The 17,964-nt window shown below is 59.9% G+C and carries 15 protein-coding genes; 7 read left to right on the top strand and 8 right to left on the bottom strand.

Annotated elements, in window-relative coordinates:
* Window positions 1-297 precede the first annotated feature (297 nt).
* Both AC1MDT_RS19790 and AC1MDT_RS19785 read right to left on the bottom strand, forming a co-directional pair.
* The gene (locus tag AC1MDT_RS19790; protein WP_480418580.1) at window positions 298-1,005 is read right to left on the bottom strand and encodes a 3'-5' exonuclease; all 708 of its coding nucleotides are present in this window, start codon (window positions 1,003-1,005) and stop codon (window positions 298-300) included.
* Window positions 1,002-2,942 carry a putative nucleotidyltransferase substrate binding domain-containing protein gene (locus tag AC1MDT_RS19785; protein ID WP_480418579.1) on the bottom strand — a complete coding sequence of 647 codons (1,941 nt, stop codon included), beginning with the start codon at window positions 2,940-2,942 and terminating at the stop codon, window positions 1,002-1,004. Before AC1MDT_RS19785 ends, AC1MDT_RS19790 begins: the two co-directional genes overlap by 4 nt.
* 248 nt (window positions 2,943-3,190) lie before the next feature.
* Between AC1MDT_RS19785 and AC1MDT_RS19780 the strand changes: the two genes are divergently transcribed.
* Window positions 3,191-3,637, top strand: coding sequence for a response regulator (locus AC1MDT_RS19780; protein ID WP_480418578.1), 447 nt, complete (start codon window positions 3,191-3,193; stop codon window positions 3,635-3,637).
* 155 nt (window positions 3,638-3,792) lie between these two features.
* Here the strand turns inward: AC1MDT_RS19780 and AC1MDT_RS19775 are convergent, their stop codons facing one another.
* Window positions 3,793-5,970, bottom strand: a complete 2,178-nt coding sequence (locus AC1MDT_RS19775; RefSeq protein WP_480418577.1) for a malate synthase G — start codon at window positions 5,968-5,970, stop codon at window positions 3,793-3,795.
* Between the two features lie 558 nt (window positions 5,971-6,528).
* On the opposite strand from AC1MDT_RS19775, the gene AC1MDT_RS19770 reads away from it, so the two are divergent.
* The gene (locus tag AC1MDT_RS19770; RefSeq protein WP_480418576.1) at window positions 6,529-7,047 is read left to right on the top strand and encodes a glycine cleavage system transcriptional repressor; all 519 of its coding nucleotides are present in this window, start codon (window positions 6,529-6,531) and stop codon (window positions 7,045-7,047) included.
* Between the two features lie 215 nt (window positions 7,048-7,262).
* On the opposite strand, the gene rarD is transcribed toward AC1MDT_RS19770, so the two are convergent.
* From rarD to AC1MDT_RS19745, 5 genes are all read right to left on the bottom strand, one after another.
* Window positions 7,263-8,147: an EamA family transporter RarD gene (rarD, locus tag AC1MDT_RS19765; RefSeq protein WP_480418575.1), complete on the bottom strand. Its 885-nt coding sequence runs from the start codon at window positions 8,145-8,147 to the stop codon at window positions 7,263-7,265.
* A gap of 183 nt (window positions 8,148-8,330) precedes the next feature.
* Window positions 8,331-9,305, bottom strand: a complete 975-nt coding sequence (locus AC1MDT_RS19760) for a serine/threonine protein kinase (RefSeq protein WP_462020845.1) — start codon at window positions 9,303-9,305, stop codon at window positions 8,331-8,333.
* A 208-nt stretch (window positions 9,306-9,513) separates the two neighbouring features.
* Entirely contained in the window at window positions 9,514-11,415 is a 1,902-nt protein-coding gene (locus AC1MDT_RS19755) for a PhoX family protein (protein WP_480418574.1), read from the bottom strand.
* A 58-nt stretch (window positions 11,416-11,473) separates the two neighbouring features.
* Window positions 11,474-12,238, bottom strand: a complete 765-nt coding sequence (locus AC1MDT_RS19750; protein ID WP_480418573.1) for a TOBE domain-containing protein — start codon at window positions 12,236-12,238, stop codon at window positions 11,474-11,476.
* Window positions 12,239-12,435: 197 nt separating this feature from the next.
* Window positions 12,436-13,176, bottom strand: a complete 741-nt coding sequence (locus AC1MDT_RS19745) for a double zinc ribbon domain-containing protein (protein ID WP_480418572.1) — start codon at window positions 13,174-13,176, stop codon at window positions 12,436-12,438.
* A 92-nt stretch (window positions 13,177-13,268) separates the two neighbouring features.
* On the opposite strand from AC1MDT_RS19745, the gene bioB reads away from it, so the two are divergent.
* From bioB to bioD, 5 genes are all read left to right on the top strand, one after another.
* Window positions 13,269-14,324 carry a biotin synthase BioB gene (gene bioB / locus AC1MDT_RS19740; protein WP_480418571.1) on the top strand — a complete coding sequence of 352 codons (1,056 nt, stop codon included), beginning with the start codon at window positions 13,269-13,271 and terminating at the stop codon, window positions 14,322-14,324.
* Window positions 14,325-14,482: 158 nt separating this feature from the next.
* Window positions 14,483-15,661 (top strand): 8-amino-7-oxononanoate synthase, encoded by a 1,179-nt coding sequence (bioF, locus tag AC1MDT_RS19735; RefSeq protein WP_480418570.1) that lies wholly within the window; start codon window positions 14,483-14,485, stop codon window positions 15,659-15,661.
* Complete coding sequence (locus AC1MDT_RS19730) at window positions 15,654-16,385, top strand: alpha/beta fold hydrolase (protein WP_480418569.1); 732 nt, start codon at window positions 15,654-15,656, stop codon at window positions 16,383-16,385. Before bioF ends, AC1MDT_RS19730 begins: the two co-directional genes overlap by 8 nt.
* Entirely contained in the window at window positions 16,378-17,190 is an 813-nt protein-coding gene (bioC, locus tag AC1MDT_RS19725) for a malonyl-ACP O-methyltransferase BioC (protein WP_480418568.1), read from the top strand. Before AC1MDT_RS19730 ends, bioC begins: the two co-directional genes overlap by 8 nt.
* Window positions 17,187-17,867 (top strand): dethiobiotin synthase, encoded by a 681-nt coding sequence (gene bioD / locus AC1MDT_RS19720; protein WP_480418567.1) that lies wholly within the window; start codon window positions 17,187-17,189, stop codon window positions 17,865-17,867. The genes bioC and bioD overlap by 4 nt, the downstream gene beginning before the upstream one ends.
* Window positions 17,868-17,964: the final 97 nt, after the last annotated feature.

The following is a 17,964-nucleotide window of genomic DNA, read 5'->3' as shown; positions in this document are numbered from 1 at the left end:
CTGTCAACAAATATGTCAGGGATTTTGCAGGCTAAGGCGACGGGTGGGGGGTGGTGTCGTCGTATGACTATAAGAAACTCACCAACAACCTTTGTAGGAGCGAGCTTGCTCGCGATAAATCTGAGAACGCCGCGGGGTGTCTGATTCGACGCGTTATCGTTGACGACCATCGCGAGCAAGCTCGCTCCTACAAAGGCCAGTGGCGTTGCAGCAGGCTGCGCAGGGCGAGGCCAAGCCAGCTCAAGGCGTCCCACACGCCATCCCCAGCCACGCGGCGCCGTGTAGGAGCGGGGGATGTCAAAAGGATGGGGCTTGCTGCCTGCGCTTCCACTGATTCAATCGCTGCTGCAGATTCAACGGGCTATGAATCTGTTGCTGCCGCGCCCGGCTGAACAAAATCAATGCGAGCTCCGCCGTGGCCAACGCATCAGCACTGGCATTATGGCGTTCGAACACTTCCAGCTTGAACCAGTCGATCCATTCATCCAGCCCGGCTTCTCGAATGTTCGCCTGAGGGCAAAGCATCGGCGCGATATCCGCCACATCCAGAAACGGATGCTGCAACTTGTAGCCCAGGTGATCTTTCAATGCGCGCCCAAGCATGTGCTGATCGAACGGCGCATGAAACGCCAACAGCGGGCTGTCGCCCACAAACTCCATGAAATCGAGCAACGCCAGAGCCGGATCGCTGCCCGCTGCAATCGCGCTCGGGCCCAGGCCATGAATCAGCACGCTGGGGGCCAATTTCATATCGGCGCATTGCAGCGTTCGTTCGAATTGCTGACTGAAGTCGATGGCGCCGTCTTCAATCACCACCGCACCGATGGACAACACCCGGTCTCGATTCAGGTTCAGCCCGGTGGTCTCCAGATCGAGCACCACCCAGCGTTGCTCGCGCAGGCTGCATTCACTCAACTCGGCAGCCGCCGGCAAGCCTTCCAGACGTTGCTGCAGTTCGCCGGGCAGGACCGGGCCTGCCGGGCGCAGCCATGAAAACAGGCTCATAGTTGATACCGCAGGGTCAGGCTGCTTTGCAGGCGTTGCGCCTGGCGCAAGGATTCACGCAGGATCCGTCGGTCAAGGTGATTGAGGCTGTCAGGATCGACCCGGTTGGAGTAGGGCAAATTCTCGCGGGTCTGTAGTTGATGTTGCTGCATGCGGGTTTGCTGGATGAAGTGATACGCCTCTTCATACGCCGCACCGTCCAGCCGTTCGATGACTTCTTTGGCCACCAGTTGGCGAAAGCGCTCCAGCGTGTTGTTGGCTCCGATGCCATGGGCCAACGCCAACAGTCGGGCGCCGTCGACGAAAGGCGTGAGGCCCTGGATTTTCAGGTCCAGCGTGGCTTTCTCGCCATTCTTGCGCGCCAGCACGAACTCACGGAAACGCCCTACCGGCGGACGGTTACGCAGGGCGTTTTCGGCCATCATTCGCTGGAACAGCCGGTTGTCCGCCACTTGATCGAGAATCCCCCGACGCAGTTGCTCGCAGCCTTGCTCATCACCCCAGACCACCCGTAAGTCGAAATAGATGCTTGAACCCAGAAGGTTCTCCGGCGTTGCTTCGCGGATAAACGTCGCAAAACGCTGCGCCCATTCGGCCCGGGATAAACACAGCTCAGGGTTGCCGGCCATGATGTTGCCCTTGCACAGGGTGAAGCCGCAGAGCGCCAGGCTCTGATTGATCTGCTGGGCGATGGGCAACAGCTTGCCGCGAATTTGCGCCGCATGGGCCGCATCCCGCGCTTCGAACAAAATGCCGTTGTCCTGATCGGTGTGTAGCGTCTGCTCGCGACGTCCTTCACTGCCAAAGCACAGCCAACTGAACGGCACGCCGGGGTCGCCTTTCTCGGCCAGGGTGAGCTCGATTACCCGGCAGACGGTGTGGTCGTTGAGCAGGGTGATGATGTGGGTGATCTGGGTCGAAGACGCGCCGTGGGCCAGCATGCGCTCTACCAGTTGGCCGATTTCGCCGCGCATCGCCACCAGGTTTTCTACGCGCTGAGCGCTGCGAATCGCCCGCGCCAAGTGCACCAGATCGACCCGTTGCAGGGAAAACAGGTCGCGTTCCGAGACCACGCCACACAGGCGTTGATCCTTGACCAGGCAGACGTGGGCGATATGCCGTTCGGTCATGGCGATGGCCGCATCAAAGGCGCTGTGGTCCGGCGTCAGGTAAAACGGCGCCTGGATCATGTGCCGTTCGATGGCTTCGTTGAAGTCGCTGGTGCCGTTGGCGACCACTTGGCGCAAGTCGCGCAGGGTGAAAATCCCCAGCGGCGCTTTGTGTTCATCGACCACCACAATGCTGCCGACCTGCTGTTCGTGCATCAGGGTCACGGCTTCACGCAGGGGCGTGGCCGGGCTGCAGGTCACCGGATGGCGCATGGCCAATTCGCCCAGACGGGTATTGAGCGAGTACTGAGTGCCGAGGGTCTCCACGGCTTTTTGCTGGACTTGATGGTTGACCTGATCCAGCAAACTGCTGACACCGCGTAGGGCAAAGTCGCGAAACGCGTTGGACAGTGCAAACAGTTTGATGAAGGCCAGCTTGTTCAGTTGTAGGCAAAAGGTGTCTTCGGCGGCCAGGTGTTCGGTGCGGGTCGCACGCTCCCCCAGCAGCGCGGCGAGGGGGAAACACTCGCCCGTGGTGATTTCGAAGGTGGTTTCGGTCCCACCTTTGGCTGAGTGGGGGCGTTCACCCACGACTCGACCTTGTTTGACGATGTAGAAATGCTCAACCGGGCCGTCGGCGGGTTTGATGATACTTTCGCCGGGGGCATAAAAGCGCAGCTGACATTGCTCGACCAGGTACGCCAGGTGAGCGTGTTCCATTTGATTGAAGGGCGGGAAGCGCTGCAGGAATTGCACAGTGCCCTGGATGTTTTGCAACACCGCGGTTTTTCCTGCCTGTGTGAAGGCGTCCGCTTTACTCATAACCATGACCGCAGTCTTTTATTTGTTGTTGGATGTTTCGGCCATGGTCGGCCCCTACGCGTAGCGTGCCCATTGGACGTAAGTCTAGGTAGGGCTTGTAGCGGATTAAGTGTCGGAAAAACCTTACGCAACTGTCGGAAAAACCGCTGTGCTCCCCCCTTGGAAAAATATCCGACGAAGTGCACATTGGAGGTCTGCTTAGCGATGTCTCACCACGGTGCTAGGGAATTGAAATTGAAAACGCAGAGATAGCCATGTCCGACCACGATATTTTGAGTGACGCCGAGCGAAAAGCGCTCAGTGCCGTCATGCTGGAACCTGACCTGCCGCCGCAACGGGTGCTGATCGTTGATGACGATAAAGACGCGCGGGAGTTGCTTTCAGAGATTCTTGGCCTGGACGGTATTCGTTGCTTGAACGCTGCCAGTGGTGAGACTGCGCTCAAGATGTTGGACGAGAACCCATCGATTGGCCTGGTCATTACCGATCTGCGGATGGGGCATATCGATGGCCTGGACTTGATCCGCCAGGTACGTGAGTCGGTCCGGGCGGCGATGCCGATTATCATCGTTTCCGGAGACGCCGACGTGGAAGATGCGATCGCTGCGATGCATTTGCACGTGGTCGATTTCCTGCTAAAACCCATTGATTCCGGCAAGCTGTTGGAGCTGGTCAAGCATGAACTTGGGATGGAGCCTTAGTTCAACGCTGTCAGCACCGCACATTCCATGTGGGAGCGCATCCGTGTCTAGTCCTGAAACAGGTGTAAACCTTAATCAGGACGCGACAGACAGCATAAACAAAAAAGCCCTGATCGAAAGATCAGGGCCTTTTTTTGTCCGGCGTCAGCGATCAGTTACAGGCCATTGGCAGCCTTGAACTCGCGGCGACGACGGTGCAGCACCGGCTCGGTGTAGCCGTTTGGCTGCTTCGTGCCTTCGACCACCAGCTCGACCGCCGCCTGGAAGGCGATGTTGCTGTCGAAATTCGGAGCCAGCGGGCGATACAGCGGGTCGTTGGCGTTTTGACGGTCAACCACCGGCGCCATGCGCTTGAGGCTTTCCATCACTTGCTCTTGGGTGACGATACCGTGACGCAGCCAGTTGGCGATGTGCTGGCTGGAGATACGCAGCGTTGCACGGTCTTCCATCAGGCCGACGTCGTTGATGTCCGGCACTTTCGAACAGCCCACGCCTTGATCGATCCAGCGCACCACGTAGCCAAGAATGCCCTGGGCGTTGTTGTCCAGTTCGTTCTTGATCTGCTCTGCGGTCCAGCTCGGATTGACGGCCAGCGGGATGGTCAGGATGTCGTCCACCGAGGCGCGAGCACGTTTGGCCAGTTCGGCCTGACGGGCGAACACATCGACCTTGTGGTAATGCAGCGCGTGCAGCGCGGCAGCGGTCGGCGATGGAACCCAGGCGGTGTTGGCACCGGCCAGCGGGTGAGCGATTTTCTGTTCGAGCATCGCAGCCATCAGGTCGGGCATGGCCCACATGCCCTTGCCGATTTGGGCGCGGCCCTGCAGGCCGGTGCTCAAACCGATATCGACGTTCCAGTTCTCGTAGGCGCCGATCCATTTCTCGGCCTTCATGTCCGCCTTGCGCACCATCGGGCCGGCTTCCATGGAGGTGTGGATTTCGTCGCCCGTGCGGTCGAGGAAACCGGTGTTGATGAACACCACGCGCTCGCTGGCAGCCTTGATGCAGGCCTTGAGGTTGACCGTGGTACGGCGCTCCTCGTCCATGATCCCGACTTTCAGGGTGTTGCGCGGCAGGCCGAGTACGTCTTCGATGCGACCGAACAGCTCGTTGGTGAACGCGGCTTCTTCCGGGCCGTGCATCTTCGGCTTCACGATGTAGACCGAGCCAGTGCGGCTGTTCTTGCGCGAGTTGTGGCCGTTGAGGCTGTGGATAGCCGCGAGGCAAGTCACCAGGCCGTCGAGAATGCCTTCTGGCACTTCGTTGCCATCTTTGTCGAGGATCGCGTCGATGGTCATCAGGTGACCGACGTTGCGTACGAACAACAATGAACGACCGTGCAGGCTCAGTTCCTTACCGTCGACGCCGGTGTAGGTGCGGTCGGCGTTCATGGTGCGGGTAAAGGTCTGACCGCCCTTGGAGACTTCTTCCGACAGGTCGCCCTTCATCAGGCCGAGCCAGTTGCGGTAGATCACCACTTTGTCATCAGCATCGACGGCGGCGACAGAGTCTTCGCAGTCCATGATGGTGGTCAGCGCGGCTTCCATCAAAATGTCTTTGACGCCTGCCGCATCGGTCTGGCCGACCGGAGTGTTGGCATCGACCTGGATTTCGAAATGCAGGCCGTTGTTCTTCAGCAGGATCGCGGTTGGGGCGCTAGCGTCGCCGTGGAAGCCGATCAGTTGCGCATCGTTGCGCAGGCCGGAATTGCTGCCACCTTTAAGGGCGACTACCAGTTTGCCGTCAACGATCTTGTAGCCGGTGGAATCGACATGAGAGCCCGCCGCCAATGGCGCCGCTTCGTCGAGGAACGCGCGGGCGAAAGCAATTACCTTATCGCCACGAACCTTGTTGTAGCCTTTGCCTTTTTCCGCGCCGTCAGCCTCGCTGATTGCGTCGGTGCCGTAGAGCGCGTCGTACAGCGAACCCCAGCGGGCGTTCGAAGCATTGAGCGCGAAACGGGCATTCATTACCGGCACCACAAGTTGTGGACCGGCCATGCGGGCGATTTCGTCATCGACGTTTTGCGTCGTTGCCTGGAAATCGGCCGCTTCTGGCAGCAGATAACCGATGTCTTGCAAGAAGGCTTTATAAGCCACGGCGTCGTGCGCCTGGCCAGCACGGGATTGGTGCCAGCCGTCGATACGAGCCTGGAAATCATCGCGTTTGGCGAGTAGGGCTTTGTTCTTCGGCGCCAGGTCATGAATGACCTTGTCGGCACCGGCCCAGAACTTATCGGCGGTGAGGCCGGTACCGGGAATGGCTTCGTTGTTCACGAAGTCGAACAGGACTTTGGCGACCTGCAGGCCACCGACTTGAACGTGTTCAGTCATTGCTTGCCTCACTCTGCTCAGCTATTTCGCTTTTCAGCTCTTCAAATTAACAATGAAGCCTCTGGCTATTTAAACCACAAACCCCTTCCACCAGTACATGCCATTTCGGGCGGCTGGGATGGAACCGATCAACGGCGTTGAGGCCTTGCTGATAGGGCTTTCAGGGATGCGACTGCGCCTGTGGCAGACATCGATCCAACGTTATGTAGTGCGCGCTGCGGCATACTACATGATGAATTGCGGTTGTGAAAATCAGACTAATTACGTCGTTCTGCGACCCCATGACGCATTGCAGTCATGTCGGGGAACGGGATGTTCTCAAAAAACTATTAGATTGTTCCAGTTAAATATAAAAACTTGTACACGATTTGTTTTCGGCAGGCTTGTTGTCGGTGATCCAATCGCGAGCAAGCTCGCTCCTACAAAGGTCCGCGCAATCCCTGTGGGAGCGAGCCTGCTCGCGAAGGCGTCAGGAGATTCACCACAGGACCAACACGGAATCGCCCCTTGCCTATACTTGGTTTTCGATAACAAAAGTCATGACAAGAGGGCTGCGCCATGGACCACCTCGTACTCACTGTATTCGCTCCGGACAAGGCTGGGCAGGTCGAGCGCATTGCCCAATGCATTGCCGAGCACGGCGGCAACTGGCTGGAAAGCCGCATGTCGCGCATGGCCGGGCAGTTCGCCGGCATACTTCGGGTGGGCGTGCCGGCCGAGGCCTACGACGAATTGGTGGATGCCCTGCAGGCGTTGTCCGCCCAAGGCATTCGTGTGCTGATCGCCGAAAGCGGCATCGAACAATCCTGCACCTGGAAGCCGATTGCCATGGAGTTGGTCGGCAATGATCGTCCGGGCATCGTTCGCGACATTACGCGTTTGCTCAGTGAGCAGGGGGTGAACCTGGAACGACTGGTGACCGAAGTGCGGCCGGCGCCAATGAGCAGCGAGCCACTGTTTCACGCCGAAGCGATTCTCGCCGTGCCGCTGACCTTGTCACTCGAGGTGCTGCAATCACGACTGGAAACCCTGGCGGACGACTTGATGGTGGAATTGGTGCTGCGTAGCGAACCCTGACAGGGTTATCCAAGTTATACGTGCACCTGCCTGTGGATAACCTGTAGAGACAGCCCGCCAGCCCACGCCGGCCGGGCTTCTTCAAGATCTGATCAAAAAACCATCAGTTTCAACAAGTTGCGCACAAACGCCGGGGATCACGTTGTGGATAACCTTTGGAAGGATGGTTGCAGGCCACGAGGGACGTGGCCTGTAGAGGTTTGTGCGATTTTTGATCAGCGGCGGCGCAGACTTATCCACGCATCGACGCTGTAAACCGCGAGACCGGCCCAGATAAAGATAAACGCGACCAAGGTGCTGGACGAGAGGTGTTCGCCAAACAACAGCACGGCTTGCAACAGCACCAGCGTCGGCGCTATGTACTGGAGGAATCCGAGCGTGGTGTAGGGCAAATGCCGTGCGGCGGCGTTAAAGCACACCAGTGGCACCAGCGTGACCGGGCCAGCGGCCACCAGCCACCAGGCTTGGGACGTGGTCCAGAATTCAGGTTGAGCGCTCGCTGCCGACGGGTTGAACAACAACCAGGCGACCGCAATCGGCACCAGCATCCAGGTTTCCACCACCAGTCCCGGCAACGCCTTGACCGGTGCCTGTTTGCGGATTAAGCCGTAGAAACCAAAGGATACCGCCAGCACCAGGGACACCCACGGCAAGCTGCCGACTTGCCACACTTGTTGCGCGACGCCAATCGCCGCCAGGGCAACCGCCAACCATTGCATGCGCCGCAGCCGTTCGCCGAGGATCACCATGCCCAGCAGCACGTTCACCAGCGGGTTGATGTAGTAACCGAGGCTGGCTTCGACCATGCGCCCGTTGTTGACCGACCAGACGTAGGTCAGCCAGTTGGCGGCGATCAGCGTGCCGCTCAAGGCCAGGATCGCCAGGCGCTTCGGGTTGTCACGCAACTCGCGCCACCAGCCCGGATGCTTCCAGACCATCAGCAGCAAGGTGCCGAACAGCGCGGACCAGAGCACGCGATGGATGATGATCTCCACGGAGGGCACGTTGGCGATGGCTTTGAAGTAAAGCGGGAACAATCCCCAGATGATGTAGGCACTCAGGCCCAGAATGTACCCGCGACGCAGGTTGGCAGCTTGCATGCAGAATCCTTGCTTAGGCAGCTAACAAAGAGGGGATTGTAGGGATATTTTGCGCGATGTGTTGAGCCCTGTAGGAGCGAGCTTGCTCGCGATGGACGCGAACGATAACGCGTGCTGTCTCGAAAATGCGGCGACTTCTAATTCATCGCGAGCAAGCTCGCGCCTACAAGGGCGGCGTGGTGGTTAGAAGAGCTTCAGGGGTTCTTCATTCAGCGCAGCCAACTGCTCACGCAGCGCCAACACCTGATCCCCCCAGTACCGCTCCGTACCGAACCAGGGAAAACTGTGCGGGAACGCCGGGTCGTCCCAGCGGCGGGCGAGCCAGGCGCTGTAGTGCATGAGGCGCAACGCGCGCAGCGGCTCGATCAACGCCAGTTCCCGCGGGTCGAAGTCATGAAATTCGTTGTAGCCGTCCATCAATTCCGACAGCTGACCGAGACATTCCTGGCGATCACCCGCGAGCATCATCCAGATGTCTTGCACCGCCGGGCCCATGCGGCAGTCGTCGAGGTCGACGATGTGGAACATCTCGTCGCGGCACATCATGTTGCCGGGGTGGCAATCACCGTGCATGCGGATGTTCTGGTGCGGCGTGGCCTTGTAGACCTCTTCCACACGTTTGAGCAGGTCGCGGGCCACGGACTCGTAGGCTGGCAGCAGACTTTTGGGTACGAAATTGCCCTCAAGCAAGGTTGTCAGCGAGTCATGACCAAAATTCTTCACGCCCAGCGCTTCACGGTGCTCGAACGGCTTGGTAGCGCCAACCGCGTGCAGGCGGCCGAGCAGTTGGCCCAGGCGATACAGCTGATCGAGATTGCCAGGCTCCGGCGCCCGGCCGCCTCGGCGGGGAAACAGGGTGAAACGGAAACCGTTGTGTTCGTGCAGGCTCGCGCCGTTGTGGATCATCGGCGCGACGACGGGTACATCGCATTCGGCAAGTTCGAAGGTGAATTGGTGCTCTTCGAGAATCGCTTCATTGGTCCAGCGCTGGGGGCGGTAGAACTTGGCAATCAGCGGCTCGGAGTCTTCGATGCCGACCTGGTAGACGCGGTTTTCGTAGCTGTTGAGCGCCAGAATGCGGGCATCGCTGAGAAAACCGATGCTTTCAACGGCATCGAGCACGAGGTCTGGGGTGAGGGTTGCAAACGGGTGGGCCATGCTGACTCCTGCGCGCAGCAGGCTGCCGCGTCCGGCCAAGCATGGTAGCGCAGACGGGGCGTCTTTAGGGGGTGGGCTTCATATGAGTGGTGTCTGGGCAGACGCTATCGCGAGCAAGCTCGCTCCCACAGGTGATCTCCTGTGTGTCAAAAATTCTGTGCACACCGCAGTCCCATGTGGGAGCGAGCTTGCTCGCGATGGGGCCCGATTAGGCGCCGATGATGCCACCATCATCACGCGTGATGGCCATCACCGAAGACCGCGGTTTGCCATTCGGCAAATGCTCAGGGAATGTTGAACCACCGTTCTCCCCCGGGTGTTGAATCCCGACAAACAGGGTCTTCTGATCCGGCGAAAAACTGATCCCGGTGACTTCGCAGCCAATCGGCCCGACCATGAAACGGCGGATCTCCCCGGTTACCGGGTCGGCGCAGAGCATCTGGTTGTTGCCCATGCCTGCGAAGTCGCCGGCATTGCTCGCATCGCCATCGGTCAGAATCCACAATCGTCCGGCGTTGTCGAAACCCAGGCCGTCCGGGCTGTTGAACATGTTCTGCGGGGTGATGTTCGACGAACCGCCCTTCGCTGTGCCGGCATGGACGCCCGGGTTGCCGGCGACCACAAACAGGTCCCAGGCAAAGCTATTCGAGCCGTGATCGTCGCGGTCGGTGCGCCAGCGCAGGATCTGCCCGTAGACGTTTTTCTCGCGCGGGTTCGGCCCGCCCACCGGTTGACCGTCCTCTCCGCGTTTGGCGTTGTTGGTCAGCGTGCAATAGACCTGGCCATCCTTGGGGCTGACGACGATCCATTCCGGGCGGTCCATGCGCGTGGCTTTCACCACGCTGGCTGCGAGGCGCGCGTGAATCAACACTTCGGCCTGATCGGCAAAACCGCTGCTGGCGTCGATGCCGTTTTTACCGTGGGCCAGTTCGATCCACTCACCTTGGCCTTTCGGATGATCGGCATTACTGTCGCCAGCGTTGAAGCGCGCCACGTACAAGGTGCCGTGGTCCAGCAGGTCGCGGTTGGCCTTGGGGTTTTTGTGGTCGATCTTGTCGCGGCTGACGAACTTGTAGATGAATTCGCCGCGCTCATCGTCGCCCATGTACACCACGGCGTGACCGTCATGGGTCTCGGTGAGGGCGGCGTTTTCATGTTTGAAACGGCCCAGCGCGGTGCGTTTGACGGGCGTCGAGTGCGGGTCGAATGGATCGATTTCCACGACCCAGCCATGGCGGTTGAGCTCGTTCGGGTTTTTCGCCAGGTCGAAGCGCGGGTCGTGCGGGTGCCAGTTGATCTCCTTGCTGGCCGCCACCGCACCGTAGCGTTTCTGCGCGGCATCGAACGTTTGCTCGGCGCTGCTGCTGCCGAAGCAGTCGGTGAAGTTCTCTTCGCACGTCAGGTAAGTGCCCCACGGTGTCTTACCGTTGGCGCAGTTCTGGAAGGTGCCGAGGACGTACTTGCCGTGCGGGTCGGCGCTGGTTTTCAGCAAGGCGTGGCCGGCAGCCGGGCCGCTCAGCCTGATCGGTGAATTGCCGTGAATCCGGCGGTTGTAAGGCGAGCCCTGGACGAATTGCCACTGACCGTCCCTGCGCTGCACTTCGATCACCGACACGCCCTCACAGGCCAATGCCTTGCGCACCTCTTTGGCCGACTGCGGCATGCCGCCGTGAGGGTAGAGGTAACGGTAATTGGTGTATTCGTTGTTGATCGCCATTAGCGCCCGGTCTTGCTCCCCCGGAAACTCGAACAGGCTCATGCCGTCGTTGTTGTCCCCGAACTGGACTTCCTGGTGTTCGGCGGTGCCGTTGCCACTCGGGTCGAATGCCGGGCCGTTGTTCTGCAGAGGCTCGCCCCAACTGATCAATACCTGGGAGGTGTAACCCGGTGGCAGGCTAATGGCGTCGTTGGTGGCGCCGGGGATGCTGTCAAAACCCAACAGTTCACTGGTGCCTGCGCTGACACTGGCGGCCAGCACGCTGCGACTCAGCAGGTTGCCGCCGAGGAACATCGCTGCACCGCACAGGGCTCCAGCGCTGATGAAACTTCGGCGGCTGAGGCCGACCATTTTCTCAAGGTCGGTGGATTGGTTGTCTTCTAATAGGCTCACATCAGGCTCCCTGCGGGTTTTTGCAGTCACCCTAGGTCGCGTTTATGACGTTAATGTTTCAGAGCGGGGTGCCAAGCAGGACGTTGGAGGGGGAGAACTGCACCAGCACCGCTTTATCCGCGGCAAGACCGAGGGTTCTCAAGTGCAACGATTCGGCCAGGGCGCAGAGTGTCTGGCCATTTGGCAGGCCGATGCGCACTTCACTGGGGCCGTCTTCGGCGTCGAGAATTTCTTCGATGATGCCCTGCAAGCAATTGTTACCGGATGTTGTGGGCTTATCGATGCTCAACAACTCCAACCAGCCGGCCTTGATCAGTGCAACCACTTCGGTGCCGGTTTCCAGTTCCAGCCGTAGCGTGCTGTCGTGGGTGATCTGCGCGTCGATGCTCAAGCCTTCCGCCAATTCAAGGCGGATAAGGTCGTTGCGCCCCTGGGTATCGATGGCCACGACCTTGCCGTGCAACTGATTGCGCGCGCTGGTTCTGAGCATTAGCCGCCCGAGCAGGTTGAGGTCACTCGCGTATTCAGCCGCGTCCAGCACCTGAGCCTGCAAGACTTGCAGTTTTTGATAGAGCCGCAAGACACGCTCGCCCTCGCTGGAGAGTTTGGCGCCACCGCCGCCCTTGCCGCCGACACAGCGCTCCACCAGCGGTTTCTGCGCGAGATTGTTCAGCTCGTCGATGGCGTCCCAGGCCGCTTTGTAACTGAGGCCCGCACTTTTCGCGGCGCGGGTGATCGAGCCTTGTTCGGCGATGTGTTGCAGCAACGCGATGCGCTGCGGGCGACGGACAATGTGCTGGGACAACAAGGTAGGCAAGGACATGGCGAAATGCTTTGGGCTGTTGCGATGGAGAGGAAGTTGGCTGCTGGAAGCCTGGGAGTCAAGTCAGACCCTATCTTTGTGGGAGCGAGCCTGCTCGCGAAGAGGCCATAACATTCAACTTCCGTGTTGAATATTAAATCGCTTTCGCGAGCAGGTCGAATCGTCGCACCGTCACTCCCACCCGGAATACCACTAAGTCAGGTCATATCACCGGGTTTGGGGGTGCGTGCAAGACAATACACGTCAACCCTGGCGGCGCCAGCGTCCATTAACAGCCGAGCCAGAGCCTGAGCGGTGGCGCCGGTGGTCAGCACGTCGTCGACCAGCGCCAGATGCCGACCCTTGATCGACGCATCGGGGGTCAGGGCGAAGGCGTTGCGCAGGTTCTTTTTGCGGGCGTCGGCGTTCAGCTCCTGTTGCGCGCTGGTGTCCTGAGTCCTGCACAGCAATGCTTCATCGCAAGGAATGTCGAGGCCTGCGCTCAGCCATCGGGCCAGCATCGCGGCCTGGTTGAAGCCCCGCTGACGTAGACGCTTGGTGGCCAGCGGCACGGGAATCAGCAGGTCGGGGCGTTCAAGGTCTTCATCGAAACGATGTTGCAGGAACTGAGCGAGCAGTTCGGCGAGCAGGCGACCCAACGGCCACTTCGCGCTGTGTTTGAAGCGGGTGATCAAACTGTCTATTGGAAAGCCATAGAGCCAGGGCGCGGAGACTCGTTCGAAGGCCGGCGGATGCTTCAGGCATTGACCACAGGTCAGCCCCGAGGCGGGTAAGGGCAGGGCGCAGGTCTGGCAGTGGTCGCCTAGCCAGGGCAAATCGGTTTCACAGGCTGTGCAAATGGTTAGGTCGCTGTCGGACGGTTCCGAACATAGCAAGCAGAGTTGATTATTGTTTAACCAGATGTAGACCGGTCCTACGCGTGGTGGTTGACAGCGCATCGCTCTTCCTTAAATATGCCGAACATCCGTGTAGCGGCTGTGGGTATTCCATTTCCGCAGCCGCAAGCCATGCATACAACAAGGAAACGCCCATGAGCGCCAGCACCACTGCAAACCTGCGTCATGACTGGTCTTTGGCCGAAGTCAAAGCACTCTTCGTTCAGCCATTCAACGACTTGTTGTTCCAGGCGCAAACGGTGCACCGCGCGCATTTCGATGCAAACCGGGTCCAGGTGTCGACACTGCTGTCGATCAAAACCGGTGCTTGCCCGGAAGATTGCAAATATTGCCCGCAGTCCGGTCACTACAACACCGGCCTGGAAAAAGAAAAACTGATGGAAGTGCAGAAGGTCCTCGAAGAGGCCGCTCGCGCCAAGGCCATCGGTTCGACCCGTTTCTGCATGGGCGCCGCCTGGAAGCACCCCTCGGCGAAAGACATGCCTTACGTGCTGGAAATGGTCAAAGGCGTGAAAGCCATGGGCCTGGAAACCTGCATGACCCTCGGCCGTCTCGACCAGGACCAGACCGTTGCGCTGGCCGACGCCGGCCTCGACTACTACAACCACAACCTCGACACATCGCCTGAGTTCTACGGCAGCATCATCACTACCCGCACCTACAGCGAGCGCCTGCAAACCCTGGCTTACGTGCGTGAATCGGGTATGAAGATCTGCTCCGGCGGCATCCTCGGCATGGGCGAGTCCCTCGACGACCGCGCGAACCTGCTGATCCAGCTGGCCAACCTGCCGGAGCATCCGGAGTCGGTGCCGATCAACATGCTGGTGAAAGTGGCCGGTACGCCGCTGGAAAACGTCGACGATATCGACCCGTTCGACTTCATCCGCATGCTCGCGGTCGCCCGCATCCTGATGCCGCAATCCCACGTGCGCCTGTCCGCTGGCCGTGAAGCCATGAATGATCAGATGCAAGCGCTGGCCTTCTTCGCTGGCGCCAACTCGATTTTCTACGGCGACAAACTGCTGACCACTGCCAACCCGCAGGCTGACAAGGACATGCAACTGTTCGGGCGCTTGGGGATCCTGCCGGAAGCCCGCGAAGAGCACGCCGACGAAGTGCATCAAGCGGCCATCGAACAGGCGCTGGTCGAGCAGAAGAGCAGCGAGCAGTTTTATAACGCGGCTGTTTAACGCACCACCGGTCCTTCTGAAGGAATGCAAAACCCTGTGGGAGCGAGCCTGCTCGCGATAGCGATCTAACAGTAGACATTTATGTTGAATGTGAAATCCTCATCGCGAGCAGGCTCGCTCCCACAGTGGACATGTGTCATTTGATAGCCGAGGCCTGCATGTCTTTCGATCTCGCCGCACGCCTTGCCGCCCGTCGTGCCGAACATCTCTATCGTCAGCGCCCCCTACTCGAAAGCCCTCAAGGCCCGGAAGTAGTGGTCGACGGGCAACCGTTGCTGGCGTTCTGTAACAATGACTATCTGGGCCTGGCCAATCACCCGCAAGTGATCGAAGCCTGGCGTGCCGGCGCAGCGCGTTGGGGCGTCGGCGGCGGCGCCTCGCACCTGGTCATCGGCCACAGCAGCCCGCATCACGCGCTGGAAGAAGCCCTGGCCGACCTGACCGGGCGCCCTCGTGCGTTATTGTTCACCACGGGGTACATGGCCAACCTCGGCGCGGTCACGGCGTTGGTCGGGCAGGGCGACACGGTGTTGGAAGACCGGCTCAATCACGCGTCGTTGCTCGATGCCGGTCTGCTGTCCGGTGCACGTTTCAATCGTTACTTGCACAACGACGCCGACAGTCTGGCCAAACGCCTGGAGAAGGCCACCGGCAATACGCTGGTGGTCACCGACGGAGTGTTCAGCATGGACGGCGACCTCGCCGACCTGCCGGCGCTGGCGCGCGAAGCGAAAGCCAAAGGCGCGTGGCTGATGGTCGATGATGCTCACGGTTTCGGTCCGCTGGGCGCTAATGGCGGCGGCATTGTCGAGCACTTCGGCTTGAGTCAGGAGGATGTGCCGGTCCTGGTCGGTACCCTCGGCAAGGCGTTTGGCACCGCCGGTGCTTTCGTGGCCGGCAGCGAAGAGCTGATTGAAAGCCTGATTCAGTTCGCCCGCCCCTACATTTACACCACCAGCCAGCCGCCGGCGTTGGCCTGCGCGACGCTGAAAAGCCTTGAACTGTTGCGCAGCGAACATTGGCGACGTGAGCATCTGAAAACGCTGATTGGCCAATTCCGCCTTGGTGCCGAGCAGATCGGGCTGGAGTTGATGGACAGCTTCACGCCGATCCAGCCGATCATGATTGGCGATGCCGGACGTGCCGTTCGACTGTCGCAGATGCTGCGCGAGCGCGGCTTGATGGTGACGGCGATCCGTCCGCCCACCGTGCCGGCCGGTAGCGCCCGCCTGCGTGTGACCCTGACCGCCGCCCACAGCGAAGCGCAGGTGCAGCTATTGTTAAACGCACTGGCCGATTGTTTTGCACAACTGGGACCGGAGCCAAGCCATGCGTGATCGTCTGATTCTGCTACCCGGTTGGGGCCTCGGAGTATCGCCGCTGGAACCCTTGGCGGCCGCTTTGCAGGGGCTGGATGAGCACCTGCGCATCGAAATCGAGCCGTTGCCAGAATTGGCGTCGAGCAATCTTGAAGAATGGCTGGATGAACTCGATTCGACGGTGCCACAGGATGCCTGGCTCGGTGGCTGGTCCCTGGGTGGCATGCTCGCCTCCGAGTTGGCGGCCCGGCGTGGCGATCGTTGCTGCGGCTTGCTGACCCTGGCGAGCAATCCTTCTTTTGTCGCCCATGAGCAATGGCCGAGCGCGATGCCCGGTGAAACCTTCGACGCGTTTCTGGCGGGCTGTAAGGCTGATCCGCGCATAACCTTGAAACGCTTCTCGCTGCTCTGCGCTCAAGGCGCCGAAGACCCGCGCGGGTTGTCGCGGCTGTTGCTCGGTGGCGCGCCACACACGACGGCAGAGGTGCTGATGAGTGGCCTGGAGTTGCTCGCCCAACTGGATACCCGCGAGGCATTGCTAGCATTCCGCGGACCGCAATTGCACGTGTTCGCCGGCCTCGACGGACTGGTTCCGGCCGAAGCGGCGGGGGACCTGCTGACGTTGCTGCCGGATATCGAAATCGGTCTGATTGAACAGGCCAGCCACGCATTTCTTCTGGAAGACCCCCACGGTGTGGCGGGGGCGATTCAGGCCTTTTTGCACGAGTCCGGTGATGACTGATTTATCCTTTCCCAACCTGCCCGGCGGTTTGCCTGACAAACGCCAGGTGGCAGCCTCCTTTTCCCGCGCGGCGGCGAGCTACGACAGTGTGGCCGAGCTGCAGCGTGATGTCGGCAGCCAATTGTCGAACCGTTTGCCGGAAGGTTTTGTGCCGAGTCGTTGGCTGGACGTGGGCTGTGGCACCGGGTATTTCAGTCGCGGGCTGGGTGAGCGGTTTCCGACCGGTCATGGGGTGGCACTGGACATTGCTGAAGGCATGCTCAATCACGCTCGCCCATTGGGCGGTGCCACGCATTTCATCGCCGGCGATGCCGAGCGTTTGCCATTGCAGGACTCGACCTGCGACCTGATCTTTTCCAGCCTCGCCGTGCAGTGGTGCGCGGACTTTGCCTCAGTGCTCAGCGAGGCGCATAGGGTGCTGAAACCGGGTGGCATTTTCGCGTTTGCTAGTCTGTGTGCAGGCACTCTTTTTGAACTGCGTGACAGCTGGCGTCAGGTGGACGGCATGGTGCACGTCAACCGCTTCCGCGAGTTCGACGTTTATCAACAGCTTTGCGTGGCCAGCGGTTTAAACGTCGTCAGCCTGGAGAACCGTCCTCATGTGTTGCATTACCCGGATGTACGCAGCTTGACGCATGAACTCAAGGCGTTAGGTGCCCATAACCTGAACCCCGGTCGGCCGGGTGGTTTGACCGGCAGGGCACGAATCCTCGGATTGATCGAGTCTTATGAGCAGTTTCGTCAGGCCAAGGGGCTGCCAGCGACTTATCAAGTGGTCTACGCCGTTTTGGAGAAGCCCTTATGAGCGCAGCCTATTTCATCACCGGCACTGACACTGATGTCGGCAAAACGACGGTCGCCGCAGGCTTGCTGCATGCCGCGCGGTTGGCAGGCATGAGTACGGCGGCAGGCAAGCCTGTCGCTTCTGGCTGCGAGGTGACGCCCAACGGCTTGCGTAACGCTGACGCGTTGGCGTTGTTGGCAGAATGCTCGCTGCCGTTGACTTATGCACAGGTCAATCCGGTGGCGTTCGAACCTGCAATTGCTCCGCATCTGGCGGCACGGGAGGCGGGCGTGGCGTTGACGGTGCAATCACTGTTGGCACCGATGCTGCAGCTTCTGGATATGCAGGCCGACTTTACCTTGATCGAGGGCGCTGGCGGTTGGCGCGTGCCGTTGGCGGATCAGAACAACCTGTCGGACCTGGCGATGGCCCTGGGTCTGCCGGTGATTTTGGTGGTCGGCGTGCGCTTGGGTTGCATCAACCATGCGTTGCTGACCGCCGAGGCGATTGCCCAGGACGGTCTGCAGTTGGCGGGTTGGGTGGCAAACATCATCGATCCGAAGACTTCGCGCCTGGAAGAGAACCTCGCGACTCTTGCCGAGCGAATTCCCGCGCCGTGCCTGGGGCGCGTCCCGAAACTCAAGCTGCTGACGGCTGAAGCGGTCGCCGAACATTTGCAACTGGATCTGCTGGACTAGGGTTTTAACTATGACAAGGCACTGTGCCATTAGTGTTTTTGTCGGGCCTTTTGTTGGCGTGTCTGGTTCAATGGCGGCTGTTGATCCTTCTTAAGGA

The organism is Pseudomonas sp. ASL7, assembly GCF_056680375.1.
Note: the sequence above shows the minus strand (reverse complement) of the source record. Positions and strands in the feature narration are given on the sequence as shown.